Raw genomic sequence first — 15,616 nt, forward strand, 5'->3', positions numbered from 1 at the left:
TGGCATTTCAATCACGGGCTTCCAGCCCGCTCAATCAAAGCCGCCTTGCGCTGCATCCAATCTCTAACCCACCTGACCGGCCAATCTAGATGAAAAGCGCTCTAGAGCATTTGCCGCTTTAATTAGACTTTGCCTTCCTTGCGCCAGCGGTAGAGCGTGGTGGGATGAATGCCCAACTGGGACGCAGTCCAGGACAGGTCCCCCCCACTCTCTTCGAGCAAGCGCTTAGCGTATTCGAATTTCTCCCGCTTATTGAGCGCACGGCGCGGAAATGGATTATGCGATGACTCGCGAAATGGGTCCGCCGAATTCTTTCGCTCGCGGCTCACGTTGACAAAGGGCGTTTGCGTCTGCGAAGCCGCTTTTTGCTCGGGTGGCGTCGGCTTGTTCCACCAAGTGCTGCGCATGACGGGGCCATCGTAGTAGATCGCCATGCGCTCGATGGTTTGCCGTAGCTCACGGACGTTGCCCGGCCAATCGTAGCCCTGCATGCGGAAGATTAACTCCGGCTCAAGGGATTCGAAATTCTTGCCTAGGCGCACTGCCGCATTTTCCAAAAACAAACGTGATAAATCCGGAATGTCCTCCGGGCGATTCCGCAGCGGCGCTGGATTCAGCACGACTTCTGAGAGGCGGTAATAGAGGTCGAGCCGGAACTCGCCCTTCTGCGACTCGGCCCGTAAATCGCGGTTGGTCGCCGAAACAACGCGCACTTCGGAAACATATTCCTTCGTACTGCCGACTCGACGCGCCCGACGGGTTTCCAGAAAACGCAGCAACTTCGGCTGCAGCGTGAGGCCAAGCTCGCCGATTTCATCGAGGAACAAGGTGCCACCCGCCGCTTCTTCAACCAAGCCAGGCTTATTGCGAACAGCTCCCGTGAAAGCGCCCTTTTCAGCGCCAAACAATTCACTCTCCATCAGCTCTGCCGGGATCGCCGCACAGTTCACCGTAACGAACGGCGAGCGGCCCGAAGCCTCGTGTATCGACTCCGCCACCAGCTCCTTACCAGTGCCCGACTCCCCCATGATCAAGACCGTGGCGTCGGTTGGACCAATCCGTTGAATCGAGTCGCGCAAGCCCTGCATGGATGGCGAACGGCCCAACATTTTGCGGTCCACAACCTCTCCCTGCGCGCCATATAGCTGCCACCAGAGTTCCTGGGCCTGCGAGGCTGACTCCAAGGCCTGCTTCCAGCGCTCGCGTGATTCCAGGAGGTCGACCACGTCATGAGCGCCATCACGCACGGCGTCAACAATCTGCCGCGTGTTTAAGCCCTCCCCATAGACTAAGTAAAAGCGACTTGCCCGGGCAAGCTTCACGCGATTTTCCGGCCAGTCGTCGTTGCTAAATTCCTCACAGGAAACGATGTGCACCAGGTCAAGCGATGAATTATCCAAGGCGCGAATGCGCTCAAACGGCTCCAACTGCAAATGATAGCCTAGAGCCTGCAAATGCTGCAACAAGCTGACGGGAATTTCGTCGGATGATAAAACGGATAACCGCATGTCGCGCTGCGAGAGAGCTTGAATCGCCTAAGCTTTCAGACTGGCAAGCAATGGTCGGAAAGCAAAGGCCAAATTATTTGGGCGGGGGCGGCGGCTTTTTCGGATGCCGCGGCTTGGTGCGCTTGCCGCCTGCTTCCGCCGGTTTCTCCGCCGCAGGTTTTGCTTCGTCTGCATTGGCCGAGGACGGTTTCGCAACGGGCTTAGGCGCCGACTTCGGTTTGGCCGGCCCCTTTTCTTTACTGGGCTTGAGCACAAAGAGGTAGAAGCCAATTCCACCAATGAAGAAAGCCACAATTCCCAGACCGATCATGACTAATACGATCGGCGAAGACTCCGCTTTTTCATCAGCCGACGCCTCGGCGTCTCCGGCGGCAACATCCACCCCACTGGCGCCGCCCTGGTCGGCGTCAGCTGTCGCAGGCGCCTCAGTTACGGGCGCCACAGCAACCGCCTCCCAGCTTGAGCCAATGCGCAGTTCGTCAAACAACACGTTGCCGGTGTCGCCCCCATAGAGCGAGAATGCACAATCGGTTACGAGAAAATCAGTCCATTCAGAGACATCGACATCCCAGCTAATGCTCCTGTCCGAATCGGGAACCGAGTCTCCGGGGGCAAACACTTCAACCTGCACGCGGTCTGGACGATTGGTGTTCGTGGTGATTTTGCCAACGACGAAGTAGGTCGTGTCTTCATTGAATTCCTTGGAGCTGTATTCGCGAGTGGGTTGTGGGCTCGCGGCGCAGGCGAAAAAACGTGGTTTGCCCGAGGATGACGTATCGTCCACCCCAAACTGCAGGCGGTGGCTACTGCCATTACTAAAGGCAAAGGAAAGCTGGCGCACCGGCGTTTTGCTCTTGTTGGCGCGCACCAGAAAGCTCACGTAAATCGGCGGGCGGTCATTGGCGGTATCAAACTGGAAATTCGTTTCGATGGTGCCATAGGCGTCCAGCCATTCACGCGCCCAGCTCAGGGCGTTGCCTTTGGTTTTAAAGGGAAACGCAGACCCCTGGCTGGGGATGCTGCCTTTGACAATCTGGATATTGTAGGCGTAAGGGGATCGCGAAGCGTGCGTGTCAAATTCCGCTAAGTATTTGAGAGGCGCGCCATCGGGAGCTTTATTGGTCACCGGCCACAAGGCGGGGGACTGTTTCATCACCGGGTACTCAAAACCTTCATAGGCGATCAATTGAGCAGCTAAGCGAACGGAGGAGGTCAGCGCAAACAACGCCAAAAATACGAACAAAGGGGTTCGGATCAGCATCGATTTATCAGAAAATTGCAGGTTAAAGTTTAAGAGTAAAATTGACGTAACAACCGTAGCACAATCCCGGATTTGGTTGGATGCAAACCTGTTCTGTGCCAGAATCGACTGAATTAATCATAAATACTTCAAAAATCTCGGCCAAACCCGCAGTTTCGCTGTCTCATACAACCAACCGAAGCTCCGACACCCCACTTGCTTTTTTGAGTGATCGTGGTTATATCGCTCAACTTCCGCATGAGAACCATTCTTTTCCACCGACTCGCCTGCTACGTCATCACTATGATGGCGCTGGCCAGCGCCGTGGCAAAGGAGCCAATCTGGACTCATGATGAATACCCGTTGAAGCACTTGATCGACCAGGAAGACCGGGCCCCCGTCCGCATCCTGCCAGCCAATGCCGAGCAGCCCACGATCTCGCCTCTCGCCCTGGACAACATTGCCAGATACTGGCTGGAACTCATCAGCGACTACCAATTGCCGGGCGCCGCCATCGGGATCGTCCAATCCGATGGCTTGATTTACGAAGTCTGCGCCGGCAAGCGCAACGTGCGCGAAGAAGCCGAAATCAACGGCGACACGCTGTTCAATCTCGGCGAAGCGACGCTGGCGTTTACCAGCCTGCTTGCCGCGACCACCGACCGGCCGGATAACCCCATTTTTGACCGGCGAGCAGTCACAGTCAGCCCGCTCTTTCGGATGACTGAACCGCAGGCGCAGCAGAAATGCCGCATCCGGGACTTGCTCGCGATGACTGCGGGCGCCCCGTCATACAGCGATAAAATCTTGGACCCGCAATGGGCCCAACCCGAGGATGTTTTTGCCTTGCTCGGCCAGGCCCCGGTCATGTCGCAGCCAGATGAGCATTTTCGCCGCAGTAAGACCAGCGCAACGGTCGGCGGATACCTCGTGGCGATGGCAATCGGCAACCAGAAGCGCGGACTTTACAGCAACTACATCGACGTCGTGACTGAAAAGCTGTTCCTGCCACTGGGCCTGGAGCGCGCCACTTTTTCGCCCAAAAAAGCCAAAGAGAGCGGCAACTACGCCTCGGGACACACACCCGCCGATTTCAGCTACAACCCAGCCTATGCCGAGGAACCGGAACGCAACCCACTCGCTCCTTTCAACGGCCTGAAGATTTCACTGCACGACGCAGCTCGCTGGCTCCAAACTGAACTCAGTCAAGGAGTTGCGCCCAACGGAGAGCGCATCGCCTCACCGATTAGCGTGCGTGAGCGCTGGCAACCGGCCCAAGTGCAAAATTCTGACCACCGTGGCTTGGGCTGGACCCGGCGCTACCACCTTGAAACTGAGATCATTATGGCCCAAAGCCAGTATGGGGACCAATCTGCAGCAATCGGCATTTTTCCAGCCTATCGGACTGGCTTCATTGTCTTCACCAATGCCGGCGACGAGGATGCGGAGCGGCTGCTCCAAGCCGTCTCCCTGGGCATGGCCGAAGTCCTCAAAGACTCCAGACAATCAGCCAAAACACCCGCCATCGCCAGCGAAGCCACAGCACAATAAGCCCTTAATAATTTGTAAAAAGTGACGCTTCTTATTTTGAACTGGCTTGCAGATTGCTGCTACGGTAGCCTCTGGGCCGATTAGGTAACCACTTCATTTCCCAGCGTTCAACCACTCACCATGCACTGGGAATTCCAGTAGAAATACTGGCTGCTAGACAAAAATGAACATTCTTTTCCTCGAAGACGAAGTCGAGTTAAGCGCAATCGGCGTCGAGCAATTGCGCAATCTGGGCCATGCTGTGTACCCAGCCTTCGACTTGGCCGAGGCCCGCGCAATCGTAGAGGAGAACTGGCAGTCCATCCACCTGATCATGGCCGACCACCGCCTGCCGGATGGTCGGGGAATCGACTTCATGATGGAAGTCAAGCAGCTCTACCCACGCATCAAACTGGCGGTGGTATCGGGTTGCTTGACGCCGGCAGATGAGGAAACGCTGAGGTTGGCCCAAATTCCCTATTTCACCAAGCCACTGCTGTATCGTCAGGTCATCAAAAAGTTGCGCGAGCACTACATGATCACCACCAAGCCACCCTTTAAGAAGAAGTCGGACACTCCCCCCTTGCGCCCGCCCTCTCCGCCATCGGCTAAGAAAAAGCCGACTCCGCCGATGCTTGAGCCCAAAACCGCGCCCAAAGCAGAGACGCCCCCCCCCGCAAAACCAGTCTACCAAGAGCCAGAACCGCCCCCCCCCAGCCCGCCGCCCAAGCGTTCCCAGACCGCAGGGCTGCTTGCCGCAGCGGGCATTGACTCCTCACCACCACCCAAGCGAAAAGGCCTCACTTCAGTCATTTTCAGCAAGCTTTCGCGCAAAGACTGAGAGAGCGAAGACTACATTGGAACGGCGTGTAGGATAGCCTTACCAAAAGCTGACAAATCCCTGACAACTCCGGTGGGGAAAACTGCTAACCTGGCGGCATGAACCTACAATTCATTCCACCCGCTGCCGCAGCAATCTATCTGCTTACCGTTTCTGGCTTGGCCCAGACTGCGTTTCTCAAGAATCCACTCCTGAGCGGCGCTCCCGCCAATCCCATCCCCAACCAGTTCATCGATTCGCCCGGATTCGTGCAGCTCGTCAACGAATCCCAGGAAGACCGCGAGGGTAAGCGATTGACCGAAGCGCAGTTCCTCACCGCGATGCAATCCGGCGAATACGTGCTGCTGGACGCCCGGAGCGCTGCAATGTATCAACTGCGCCACGTGCAAGGGGCCGTCAATTTGCCACTCACTGAGTTTACCGCAGACACGCTCCAAACCGTCCTTCCCAGCAAAGACACGAAGATCCTCATTTACTGCAACAACAACTTCCTGAACAGCCCGTCTTCACTGCCGACCAAGTCCGTCCGCGCCTCGCTTAACCTGCATACGCAGGCCTCCCTACGGGCGTATGGTTACGCAAACATTTACGAGTTGGGTCCGCTGCTGGATGTGCACAACACCGCCCTGCCCTTTGCGGGGCAGGAAGTGTTGGAGGCAAAGTAAATCCCAGCCTAATGACCGGCTGGAGCCTCCAGGTAGTGCCCCTCGATCAATGCATTGTAACCTGCGTATTTGTAGAGTTCATGCAGGGTTGGCATGTTGTAGACACGGTTGATGACCACTTCGATCGTCGCCTTGTTATCCACCAGCGCCATACCGTAGTGAATGAGCTCCGTGGCGATCTTACCAAAAATGTGCACGCCCAGAATGACCTGGCTTTCCTTTTCGATGACCAGCTTCAGCAAGCCTCGCTTCACGCCCATGATCTTGCCGCGCGGCATGTCTACATAGCGCGCATGGCCAACAATTGTGTCGATGCCCTTGGTCTTGGCCTCTTCCTCAGTTAAGCCGTAAACGCTGACTTCTGGTATCGTGTAAATGCCATAGGGGAAGTGCTCTGTGAGCGTCACCTGGTCGCCAAAACCAAACATGTGCGACACCGCGATGCGCCCCTGGTCCATGCCAGTGCTCGCGAGCGCCGGGAAACCAATCACGTCGCCAACGGCAAAGATGCTGGGCACGACGCTGCGGTATTCCTTGTCGACCACGATGTTGCCGCGCTGGCCAATCTCCACGCCGACGTCTTCCAAGCCGAGACCAGCAGATTGACCGGAGCGACCGGCGGCGTAGAGGAACATGTCCGCCTGAATCGGATCGCCATCCGACAACTTGGCGTGGACATTAAACTCGTGCTCTTCGGGCAGAATCGTCACTTCGTCGATGCGTTGATTGAAAATGAACTCGATGTTGTCCGACTTCATGCTCTCGATCAGCAGGCCGCGAATCTCCGGATCCAGGAAGGTCAGGATGTCCGGATGGCTGTTTACCAGCTTCACCTTAACCCCCATGATGCCAAAAATCGTCGCATATTCGCAACCGATCACACCGGCGCCGACAATGACCATGGACTTGGGGATGCCTTTGATGTTCAGGATCGTGTCCGAGTCGTGGACATACTTCCCGTCAAAGGGGATGCCAGGAGGGTGAAACGGATAGGAGCCCGTGGCGATCAGGATAAAGTCGGCTTCGATCAACGCGTCGTCCACACCGACGACCTGCACGCGATTGGGCGTCACAACCGTGCCTTTGCCCTTATAGACCTCGATGTTGTGGAGGAGGAAGTTTTTCTCAATGCCAAGCTCCTGCGAGTCCTGCACTTCATTTTTGCGGAAAAAGAAATCCTCCGCGTTGGCGGCGTGCTTGAGCTCCTTATCGACGCCCCATAGGCCGGTTTCATTGCGGCCGGAGTAATATAAAGCAGTCTCCTTCAGGGTCTTGGAAGGCAAAGTGCCGGTATTCGTGCCGGCCCCTCCCAGCATGGACTCCTTTTCGACCACCGCAACGCTCTTGCCGTGGTAGGCGGCTTTCACCGCAGCTTTCTCCCCAGCGGGGCCCGAACCGATCACAATCAAATCATAGTGCTTCATGGCTCCCAAACCGTATAGCACAACCCGCGGACAAGGAAAGCGCAACGTGCGTCAGATTAAGATTTTTTTCAGTCTGACTAGCCTCACCACAACAAAACAGGGCAACCACCGGCTGCCCTATCGAAAAATCCGTGGAGTCCGATCAGCGATGATTACTCTTGAGAAACCAGCAAATGAATATCGCGGGCGCCTGGCCGTTCACGACCCAGAAAACGTTCATCAACCGCCGAGTTGATATTAGTGTGCAGGTCTTTCAGGTCCACACCAGTGGTGTAGATATTTTCAAAATGACAAGTCGCGGTGAATTCACCGTCCTTGCGTTGCTTGACTTCGAAGATGAGTCCCATGATTAAAGAAGCAGGTATAGGGATGAAAACGTGTGATTTCAATTACGACTTTATGTGGAGGCAAAAGTTTCTTCTTTTTTTACAGATTGGCGCCCTCTAGGGATATAACGGATCAAGCATGCAGGAAAATTCCTCAGAAAAACAGATGACACGCACTTCGATGGTGCGGATATTGACGGCTATTGCGGTCCTGCTCGCGATTATCCTGCTGCTGGATAAGATTGCCCCGCATCTGCCGGAGGCCGAGCGCTGGATCGAGGCCCAGGGCGTCTGGGCGCCGGTGTTTTACATCCTCCTGGTCGTCCTACTCACGCTTTTTTGTTTTCCAATGGACGTCTTGTTCATTGCCGCTGGCATGATTTTCGGTCTGTGGTGGGGGGCGCTGTACCTGGTAATCGCCACCATGCTCAGCCAGAGCCTCATTTTCATGCTTTCCCGCCACCTGCTGCGGCGCAAGGTGGAGCGCTGGATGCACAATAAGCCCAAAATGCAGGCCATCAACCACGCCATTGAATCACAAGGCGCACACCTGCTGTTCCTGATCCGCATGGCGCCCGTCCCCGCCTCGCCAATCAGCTACCTGATGGGCGTCAGTAAGATGCGCTTCCGGCAATTTGTCCTCGCAACCACTGGCATTATCCCGGTCTCATTCGCCTCGATGTATCTGGGCTATGCCGCGATTCACTTCGCGCAAACGGCGTCTCACCCCAAGCACCATTTCAACCTGAAAGACCTTGCGGTCTACGCCGGACTCGCCGCCGCGATTGCGATTGCGGGCTACATTGGCCACCGGGCGAGGAAAATCCTGCAACAGGCGGAAGCTGAGATGCTCAGCAAGCAAACGGAAAAAGATTAAGCGGGTATTGCGCGTAGCTCCAGTTTTCCAAGCCACCTTCTCCGCCGAGGCCGAGCGGGGGAGAGTGGTGTAAAGTACTTAAGGTGAGTAAGATGGGAAAAGTTACGAGTGGGTGCGCGGTTAAAGTAGCATAGGCGTCCCGCCTGTGCCCCGACTCAATCTGACTGAAACAACGCAGGCGTCCCCCCTGTGCTACGGGGATGCGCTCAAGCTTGACCAAAGACCTGCCTGACGCTCCGGAAAACACAGCCGCCTCACCCGAACCGGAGGGCGCATTTGACAATGTGCTGGAAGCGAATCCATTTAAGTGAATTTCGTCACCATGAGGGATGAGAATGATGAAAAAGCTATTGATCGCCATACCAGCGCTGCTGGTCCTCCTAACAGGGTTTGCCTACGCATTTAAGCCCGCATCCGCCGCCAAGACGTTTCACATCAATGTCTACGGCGCGAAAACTGATATCCTCCACAGTCCGAGCCTACTGATCTTTGACCACCAACCGACGCTGGAAGAGGCCATCGCCAAGGCGGGCGGACTGCACGCCCTGTCCAACCCGGCGCGTATTTGGGTCATTGAGCTGACCGGAGAAAACGAGCCCATGCGCTACAACCTCGAGAGCAGTCCCGAGTCCGTCAGCGCCTTGATCAACAACCATTCTGTCATCGTGATCCAGGAGGCAAAGATATTGATGTGATTTAGAGCATTTTCTGCGAGGTCTATTTCATCGATCGGAGTGGGTTGGAGTCCCGGCTTTAGCCGGAGCGCTGCCTCACCGTGCTTGGCAGGACGCCAGCTCTTAGCGGATGCTTGCCGGGAACTGCTCCGAGCGGACAGCCTAAGCCGGGGCCAGCTCTGGGCGGGCAGGCGAACCCTCGTCCAACAGCTCGGTGAGGTCGGACAACGACCGGAAGTAGCTGGTGAAATCGTCGCCGGTCGAAGCGCCGCCCACGGCTTGCTCGAACAACTCACGCTTCTCCGCCTTGAGCCGCTGGATGCGCTGCTCGACAGTGCCTGAGGTGATCATGCGGTAGACGAACACCACGCGCTTTTGGCCGATGCGGTGGACGCGGTCGATTGCCTGGGCCTCCACGGCGGGGTTCCACCACGGGTCGAGCAGGAACACGTAATCCGCCGCATGCAGCGTAATCCCGGAGCCCCCTGCACGCAGGCTGACCAAAAAGATCCCCGCCCCTTTCTGCTTCTGGAACTCAGAAACGGGCTTTTGGCGGTCGAGCGTTTTGCCGCTCAGTTCGTAAATCGGGACATCTGGAAATTCTTCTTTGAGCACGTCTCGGGCACGGTCCAGCAGCGACACAAACTGACTGAAGACCACGGCTTTGTGCCCGCTGGCGACGATCTCGCGCAGGCGGTCGCGCAGCATGTTCAGCTTACCGCTCTGGCTCGCATCGCTGGACATCCACGGCAACAGACCCGGGTCGCAGCAGGTCTGCCGCAAACGCGTGAGCAAGGTCAGCAAGCCCATGGCGTTTTCACGCATGCCTGCGGGTAAATTATCGCCAAAGCGGCTGACGCCCTCAGTGGAAATGCGCAGGTATTCGGAGCGCTGAAGGTCGGTTAGCGGGCAAACGAGATCGAACTCGACCTTGTCCGGCAATTCCTTGGCGACTTCCTTTTTCGTGCGGCGGAGGATGAACGGCGCGAGCTGTGTGCGAATCCGCTCCATGGCCACGGGCCCCTCGTCGTTGATCGAGTCTTCGAAGCGGCGGCGCATCCCCAGCAGGCCGGGCATCAGGAAGCGGAAAATGGTCCACACGTCGAGGAAGCGGTTTTCCAGCGGCGTGCCCGTCAGCGCCAGACGGTGGTCAGCCTTAAGCGCGAGGCAGGCCTGAGTCGATTTGGCGTCCGGGTTTTTAATGAACTGCGCCTCATCGAGCACCACGTAGCCGAACTCCATTTCGTCCAATTGCGAACGGTGGCGACGCAGTTGCGTGTAGCTGGCCAGCCAGAGAATGTCCGTCTCAGTGTGGCTTTGAAAGCTTTGCCCTTTGCCAAGCGCCTCTGTCCGCATGTGCGGGAAAAAGCGTTGCACCTCTTGCTGCCAGACGGGCACCACGCTAGCCGGGCAAACAATGAGGCTTGGTTTGTCGGCGACCGGGCGAATGCTGAGCAGGCTGAGCACCTGGAGCGTTTTGCCAAGACCCATCTCGTCGGCCAGAAGCCCGTGGCAACCGCAGCCAAACAAGTGCTGCAGCCAATGCACGCCGTGTTGCTGGTAGGTGCGGAGAAATTCCGGCGCGCCATTGACGCCTGGGTCCGGGTGGAAAAGTTGGTTGCGCCAGGCTTCGAGCTCAGGCGAAAGATCCAGCTTCACAGCCTCCTGCGCGAAAAACGAAAACAGCAGGTAACGCGGCGCGCGGCCCGAAATAACAGCCATGCTATCGCCGGTTTCGGCAATTGCCTTGGCCTGCTCGCGGTTGAGGCGGACCAGGCCGCGGCCCGGTAAGAGAACCAGCCCCTCGTCGATCTTGCGCAGCAGACGGCGGCGTTCCTTATCCGTCAACCGGGAAGAGCCGAGCGTGAGCTTCCAGTTGATATCGAGGTCGCCGCCCGCGAGCGTTTCATCGATTTCCACGGCGACATCGACCTCGCGCACGCCTTCGGCGAGGAATTCGACATCGGGGTCGATTTCCACGGAGAAATGCTGCTTCCATTTCGGCAGATCGCTGCGCACAAAGCCGGGCAAGCGGTCGAGCTGCTGAAGCTCGTAGCGCGCGGAACCCGACTGGTAGCGGAAACCATCACGGCGCGCGCCGCTGGCCAGGCGGATTAAATCCTCCCGCTCTTCAGCCGTCGCCATGTCCGCGCTGGGCGCTTGCGGCCCCAGAGCGCGGATGTCCGGGCAATTCTTTTCGCGCCACACGGCGAGCATGGCGAGCCCGCTGTCGATAGCCGAAAACTTGAGCACCAGCCGACGAGTCGGCTTGGGTGCAGTCGGCTGAGCCTTGGCTTTTTTCTCCGGCTTTTCGGAGACGGTTTTTGGGTCTGCGGGCGCTTCCGCATCGTCTGGCTCGGCGTCCTTTTTGCTCGGTTTCAACTCCGGGGGGAGCGCGCCAGCTTCCTCGGCGACCAACTCCTCGATTTCGTAAAGCGCAGCCACTGCAAGGATTGCGCGTTGAAATTTATCTTCGATGGACGAGCGAGTCTGCAGTTTGTCGTTTTCCCAATCCAGCACGACGTAGACATCCTCCCCCTGCTCCAGGCGCAGGTGGACAATCGCGTCATCAGCGCTGAGCTCGACCTGGCGGATACTGCCCCGACGATAGAGGCGGCGGCCTTCCTCAATGGCCTCTGAATCAAATTGCTGCTCCCACGCATCCAGCAAGCGCGACAACCAATTGTCGAGCGCTGCGTCTGAATAAACGCGCTGTGAAATGCGATGATTCATCTAAGCGTAGCGAGGACCGATGGGCACAAAATCCAGCAGGGTATACGAACAATGTGACCAATCAGGGAGCAAAATAAGTATAGATAACCGGTGAGCGTATAGGCCCATTTTCCGCGCGGCAAGGGAAATCAGGTCTTCTTTTCGCCTTTTGGCGCTTTGCTAAGTATCTGCCAATAGGCAGGATAGGCGCACGCCCATTTACAAGGTCACCCGCAGCCCGTCGTAGGCCAGGTCGACTCTTTCGGGCATTTTAGCGGCCCAGGTCTCGTGGTCGATGTGGAATGTGAAATGCGTCAGGTAGGACTGCGGCGCTCCCATTTCCACCGCGACTTGCATCGCCTGCGGCGTGCTCATGTGGGTAGGGTGCTCCTTGGGGCGCAGGCCGTCGAGCACCACCAAATCCGCCCCAGCGGCCAGCTCACGCGCTGCGGGGGGGACTTCCCGGCAGTCGTTGTAATAGGCGAACTTCTTGCCCGATGATTTCTCCTCGAACACCAGCCCCAGCGACTGCAAACCGCCATGCGGCAACAGTGTGCTGGAGACCGTGCCACCTGGCGTTTCGAGCACGGAAGGCATCTCGTCCAGACGGAACGCGGCGTAGCCCTTGCTGGCGGGCGTCTCGCCAATGGCGTATGGGTAAATCTGTTTGATGCGCGCCAGGCCAATCGTCGTGCTGTAAACGGGCAGCGCCACGCCGCCCAGCAAATCGCAAAAGCGGCGCAAATCGTCCATCCCCTGCACGTGATCGGCATGCGGATGCGTTAAAATGAACGTGTCGATCCACTCGATCTGATTGCGAATGCATTGCAGGCGAAACTCTGGCGCAGCGTCGACCTGCACATGATAGCCGTCCATTACAACGTGGATGCTGCTGCGGGTACGCCAGTTTTTGGGATTCGTTAAATCGCACCCCTCGCTGTCATGAGCAATCATGGGCACCCCCTGCGATGTGCCCGTTCCTAAAAAAATCACCTCCATCGCCAGGGATTTAAGCCCGATGACGGCAATTTTCGCAAAGCAAATTTCGCCAAGATTGACTCAGCCTTCACCGCGCGACTAACCTTCGAAGCATGGGAGAGGATTCGCGCTTTATCGTCATTACCGGCTGCACCCGCGGCCTGGGGCGCGCGCTGATGGACGCCTATCGAGCAGAGGGGCACAAGCTCGCGGGATGCGGGACCAATGCCGCGCTCATTGCTGAAATGCAGGACGTGCACGGCCCAGCGGAAGATTTCTCCGTGGTCGACGTGACCCAAGCCCAGCCAGTCGAAGCCTGGGCGGATGACTTGATCGCTCGCCATGGCGCGCCGGATTTGCTGATCGCCAACGCCGGCATGATCAATCGCCATGGAGACTTCGCAGAAATCCCGGTCGAACACTGGGAGGAAATGCTGAGTCTCAACGTTATGGGCGTCGTCCACACCCTGCGCGCCTTTGTCCCGGCCATGAAAGCGCGTGGCTCGGGCGTGATCACGGCCTTCAGCTCGGGCGCCGGACATCGCGGCTACCCCAAAGTCGCGCCCTACTGCGCCACCAAGCACGCCTTGGAAGGCATCATGCGCGCCCTAGCTCTGGAGATGCCAGACACGATGGCCTGCGTTCCCGTCCAACCAGGCGTGATCGACACCGATTTACTGCGCGGTCACTACGGCGAACGTTCGCAATTGGAGGCGTCTCCCGAACGCTGGGTGAAAGTCGCGGCGCCATTCCTGCTCAACCTCGGCCCCGAGCACAACGGCCAATCTCTCCGCATGGAGGGTTACTAGAATTTCCACTACACCGCATGCCTGCATCGCCGCCAACATTGCCCAATGAGGCCGAGGCTTTTGACGCCTCACTGCTCGCTTGGTATCGCGAAAACTACCGCCCGCTGCCCTGGCGTGAGCAATCCTCGCTCTACCGCACCGTGGTGTCTGAGCTCATGTGCCAGCAAACGCAGATTGCGACCGCCCTGCCCTACTTTGCCCGGTGGATGGAGCGGTTGCCGGATTTCGAGGCGCTGGCCCAGGCAAGCGAAGCCACCGTCGTCAAACTCTGGGAAGGCCTCGGCTATTACTCACGCGCACGCAACCTGCACAAACTCGCCCAACAGTGGGTCGCCGCCGATCCCAAGCCCCAAACCGCAGAGCAATGGCGCGCCTACCCGGGCGTCGGCCCCTACACGGCGGCGGCGATCGCCAGCATCACCTTTGGCGAAAAAAGCGCCGTCGTCGACGGCAACGTGGTCCGCATTCTTGCGCGCTTGACCAATGACCAACGCGAATTTCCCGACGGCGGTCGCGCCGTGAAATCCTTCACTACGCTGGCGGATTTACTCATCGCCCACGCTACCCATGCCGGCGACCACAATCAGGCGATGATGGAGCTGGGCGCCACGCTCTGCACGAAAGCCAACCCGCAATGCCTGCTTTGCCCAGTGCGCAAATTCTGCTCCAGCTATCGTGAAGCCGACCCCGCACAACTACCGCGCATTGCCAAAAAGCAGGTCATCCAGCGCCGCATCGATCGGGTATTCCTGGTCCACGACGAGTGCCTGCTGCTGCACCAGATTCCCAGTAACGCACGCCGCCTAGCCGGCATGTGCGAACTGCCGCCAGCCGACATGATCGGCGTTTCCTACCCCGCCGAGCTGCTCATGACCCGCCGACGCGGCATCGCCAACGAACGCATCGAAGAACGTTTTTTGCACGTAGATTGGTCAACCACTCTGGAAAAGCTCGTCGGCTCCGAAGCAACCTTGTTCTGGCAGCCGCTGGACGAGTTAGATGACATCACGCTCACCGGTCCTCACCGCAAATGGCTCGCAGAATTGCTCAAGAAGCACGCCAGCTGAACTTCGCGACCGCTTTACATTGACGCACGATTCTCGGACGGCACAGTAATTTTCGCTACGCAATGTTTCTTTTGGGTATAATCATACTGACGGTGGTTATTTCGGCGGTTGCCTGGAAAAGCCCCACTCAGTTCCAACACTTTTTATTCTCCCCCGCGCGCATTCTGGGCGGTCGGGAGTATTACCGCATGGTTTCGAGCGCGTTCATCCATGTGGATGTCCCGCACCTGCTGTTCAATATGTATTCGCTCTACGCGTTTGCAGCCTATCTGGAGGTGCGCTACAGCGCGGCTGCCTTTGCGGTGCTTTACCTGCTCAGCATATTAGGCGGCTCGGCGCTATCATTGTTAATGCACCGGAATGACCCGTTCTACACTGCGGCTGGAGCCTCAGGCGGAGTGAGCGGCATCATTTTCGCGAGCCTTTTCCTGCTGCCCTATTCGTCCATCTCATTGCTGTTTATCCCAATCGGAATACCGGACTACCTTTTCGCCTTTATTTTTATTGGCGTGAGCATCTATGGCATGCGCAACAAAAGCGGCAACATCGGGCATGACGCACACTTGGGCGGCGCACTCACGGGCATGCTGTCAGTCGCTCTCTTTTACCCCGAGCTGATTTGGCAGCGCGTTTGGCTTTTTGCCGGGCTGTTCATTTTTACCGTCGTGCTGACGGGAGTGTATCTGAAGGAATCGCTGGACCTGCAGCACGTCAGTCTGAATCCTTTTCCCCAGCGCAAGTCCAAGCCCCAATCAAGTCCCAAACCAAAGAAACAACTCCCCTTGGAGGAAAGGCTCAAAACGAGTCGTGGCCGCGAACGCTACATCAATGAGCTGCTGGATCGCGTATCCGTCGAGGGCATGGATAGCCTGACGCCTGAAGATCGCGCACTGCTCAACCAACACGCCGCCAAACTACAAAACCGTCGCAATCCGTAACGACATTATGGGCATTCATGATCGAGA

General features: G+C 57.5%; 14 protein-coding genes. 8 read left to right on the forward strand and 6 right to left on the reverse strand.

What is annotated here, in order from left to right; translation table 11 throughout:
- Positions 1 to 122: 122 nt before the first annotated feature.
- Both RBB63_RS19790 and RBB63_RS19795 read right to left on the reverse strand, forming a co-directional pair.
- Positions 123 to 1,508 carry a sigma-54 interaction domain-containing protein gene (locus RBB63_RS19790; RefSeq protein ID WP_309386871.1) on the reverse strand — a complete coding sequence of 462 codons (1,386 nt, stop codon included), beginning with the start codon at positions 1,506 to 1,508 and terminating at the stop codon, positions 123 to 125.
- Positions 1,509 to 1,581: 73 nt separating this feature from the next.
- Positions 1,582 to 2,769, reverse strand: a complete 1,188-nt coding sequence (locus RBB63_RS19795) for a hypothetical protein (RefSeq protein WP_309386872.1) — start codon at positions 2,767 to 2,769, stop codon at positions 1,582 to 1,584.
- A 237-nt stretch (positions 2,770 to 3,006) separates the two neighbouring features.
- Between RBB63_RS19795 and RBB63_RS19800 the strand changes: the two genes are divergently transcribed.
- From RBB63_RS19800 to RBB63_RS19810, 3 genes are all read left to right on the forward strand, one after another.
- Positions 3,007 to 4,299, forward strand: a complete 1,293-nt coding sequence (locus tag RBB63_RS19800; protein WP_309386873.1) for a serine hydrolase domain-containing protein — start codon at positions 3,007 to 3,009, stop codon at positions 4,297 to 4,299.
- 163 nt (positions 4,300 to 4,462) lie between these two features.
- On the forward strand, positions 4,463 to 5,119 hold the full coding sequence (locus RBB63_RS19805; protein WP_309386875.1) for a DNA-binding transcriptional response regulator: 657 nt from the start codon (positions 4,463 to 4,465) through the stop codon (positions 5,117 to 5,119).
- Between the two features lie 98 nt (positions 5,120 to 5,217).
- Positions 5,218 to 5,784: a rhodanese-like domain-containing protein gene (locus tag RBB63_RS19810; protein ID WP_309386876.1), complete on the forward strand. Its 567-nt coding sequence runs from the start codon at positions 5,218 to 5,220 to the stop codon at positions 5,782 to 5,784.
- Between the two features lie 8 nt (positions 5,785 to 5,792).
- Here the strand turns inward: RBB63_RS19810 and sthA are convergent, their stop codons facing one another.
- Positions 5,793 to 7,208, reverse strand: coding sequence for a Si-specific NAD(P)(+) transhydrogenase (sthA, locus tag RBB63_RS19815; protein ID WP_309386878.1), 1,416 nt, complete (start codon positions 7,206 to 7,208; stop codon positions 5,793 to 5,795).
- 152 nt (positions 7,209 to 7,360) lie between these two features.
- Entirely contained in the window at positions 7,361 to 7,555 is a 195-nt protein-coding gene (locus tag RBB63_RS19820) for a hypothetical protein (protein WP_309386880.1), read from the reverse strand.
- Between the two features lie 145 nt (positions 7,556 to 7,700).
- Between RBB63_RS19820 and RBB63_RS19825 the strand changes: the two genes are divergently transcribed.
- Both RBB63_RS19825 and RBB63_RS19830 read left to right on the forward strand, forming a co-directional pair.
- On the forward strand, positions 7,701 to 8,411 hold the full coding sequence (locus tag RBB63_RS19825) for a TVP38/TMEM64 family protein (RefSeq protein WP_309386882.1): 711 nt from the start codon (positions 7,701 to 7,703) through the stop codon (positions 8,409 to 8,411).
- Between the two features lie 335 nt (positions 8,412 to 8,746).
- Positions 8,747 to 9,106, forward strand: a complete 360-nt coding sequence (locus RBB63_RS19830; RefSeq protein ID WP_309386883.1) for a hypothetical protein — start codon at positions 8,747 to 8,749, stop codon at positions 9,104 to 9,106.
- A 141-nt stretch (positions 9,107 to 9,247) separates the two neighbouring features.
- Here the strand turns inward: RBB63_RS19830 and RBB63_RS19835 are convergent, their stop codons facing one another.
- On the reverse strand, positions 9,248 to 11,818 hold the full coding sequence (locus RBB63_RS19835; protein WP_309386884.1) for a DEAD/DEAH box helicase: 2,571 nt from the start codon (positions 11,816 to 11,818) through the stop codon (positions 9,248 to 9,250).
- 198 nt (positions 11,819 to 12,016) lie between these two features.
- The gene (locus RBB63_RS19840; protein ID WP_309386885.1) at positions 12,017 to 12,796 is read right to left on the reverse strand and encodes an MBL fold metallo-hydrolase; all 780 of its coding nucleotides are present in this window, start codon (positions 12,794 to 12,796) and stop codon (positions 12,017 to 12,019) included.
- Positions 12,797 to 12,888: 92 nt separating this feature from the next.
- Between RBB63_RS19840 and RBB63_RS19845 the strand changes: the two genes are divergently transcribed.
- The 3 genes from RBB63_RS19845 (at position 12,889) to RBB63_RS19855 (ending at position 15,589) form a co-directional block, all read left to right on the forward strand.
- The gene (locus tag RBB63_RS19845; protein WP_309386887.1) at positions 12,889 to 13,584 is read left to right on the forward strand and encodes an SDR family oxidoreductase; all 696 of its coding nucleotides are present in this window, start codon (positions 12,889 to 12,891) and stop codon (positions 13,582 to 13,584) included.
- Between the two features lie 17 nt (positions 13,585 to 13,601).
- Positions 13,602 to 14,651, forward strand: coding sequence for an A/G-specific adenine glycosylase (locus RBB63_RS19850; RefSeq protein WP_309386889.1), 1,050 nt, complete (start codon positions 13,602 to 13,604; stop codon positions 14,649 to 14,651).
- A gap of 62 nt (positions 14,652 to 14,713) precedes the next feature.
- Positions 14,714 to 15,589: a rhomboid family intramembrane serine protease gene (locus tag RBB63_RS19855; RefSeq protein WP_309386890.1), complete on the forward strand. Its 876-nt coding sequence runs from the start codon at positions 14,714 to 14,716 to the stop codon at positions 15,587 to 15,589.
- The last annotated feature ends 27 nt before the right edge of the window (positions 15,590 to 15,616 follow it).

Source organism: Cerasicoccus frondis, from assembly GCA_031296915.1.
In the GTDB taxonomy this organism is placed as follows: Bacteria; Verrucomicrobiota; Verrucomicrobiia; order Opitutales; family Cerasicoccaceae; genus Cerasicoccus; species Cerasicoccus frondis.

Bases quoted from the DNA above. Each gene is read 5' to 3' on its own strand.
- RBB63_RS19790 (WP_309386871.1), bottom strand. From the start codon at position 1,508: ATGCGGTTATCCGTTTTATCATCCGACGAAATTCCCGTCAGCTTGTTG.
- RBB63_RS19795 (WP_309386872.1), bottom strand. From the start codon at position 2,769: ATGCTGATCCGAACCCCTTTGTTCGTATTTTTGGCGTTGTTTGCGCTG.
- RBB63_RS19800 (WP_309386873.1), top strand. From the start codon at position 3,007: ATGAGAACCATTCTTTTCCACCGACTCGCCTGCTACGTCATCACTATG.
- RBB63_RS19805 (WP_309386875.1), top strand. From the start codon at position 4,463: ATGAACATTCTTTTCCTCGAAGACGAAGTCGAGTTAAGCGCAATCGGC.
- RBB63_RS19810 (WP_309386876.1), top strand. From the start codon at position 5,218: ATGAACCTACAATTCATTCCACCCGCTGCCGCAGCAATCTATCTGCTT.
- sthA (WP_309386878.1), bottom strand. From the start codon at position 7,208: ATGAAGCACTATGATTTGATTGTGATCGGTTCGGGCCCCGCTGGGGAG.
- RBB63_RS19820 (WP_309386880.1), bottom strand. From the start codon at position 7,555: ATGGGACTCATCTTCGAAGTCAAGCAACGCAAGGACGGTGAATTCACC.
- RBB63_RS19825 (WP_309386882.1), top strand. From the start codon at position 7,701: ATGACACGCACTTCGATGGTGCGGATATTGACGGCTATTGCGGTCCTG.
- RBB63_RS19830 (WP_309386883.1), top strand. From the start codon at position 8,747: ATGATGAAAAAGCTATTGATCGCCATACCAGCGCTGCTGGTCCTCCTA.
- RBB63_RS19835 (WP_309386884.1), bottom strand. From the start codon at position 11,818: ATGAATCATCGCATTTCACAGCGCGTTTATTCAGACGCAGCGCTCGAC.
- RBB63_RS19840 (WP_309386885.1), bottom strand. From the start codon at position 12,796: ATGGAGGTGATTTTTTTAGGAACGGGCACATCGCAGGGGGTGCCCATG.
- RBB63_RS19845 (WP_309386887.1), top strand. From the start codon at position 12,889: ATGGGAGAGGATTCGCGCTTTATCGTCATTACCGGCTGCACCCGCGGC.
- RBB63_RS19850 (WP_309386889.1), top strand. From the start codon at position 13,602: ATGCCTGCATCGCCGCCAACATTGCCCAATGAGGCCGAGGCTTTTGAC.
- RBB63_RS19855 (WP_309386890.1), top strand. From the start codon at position 14,714: ATGTTTCTTTTGGGTATAATCATACTGACGGTGGTTATTTCGGCGGTT.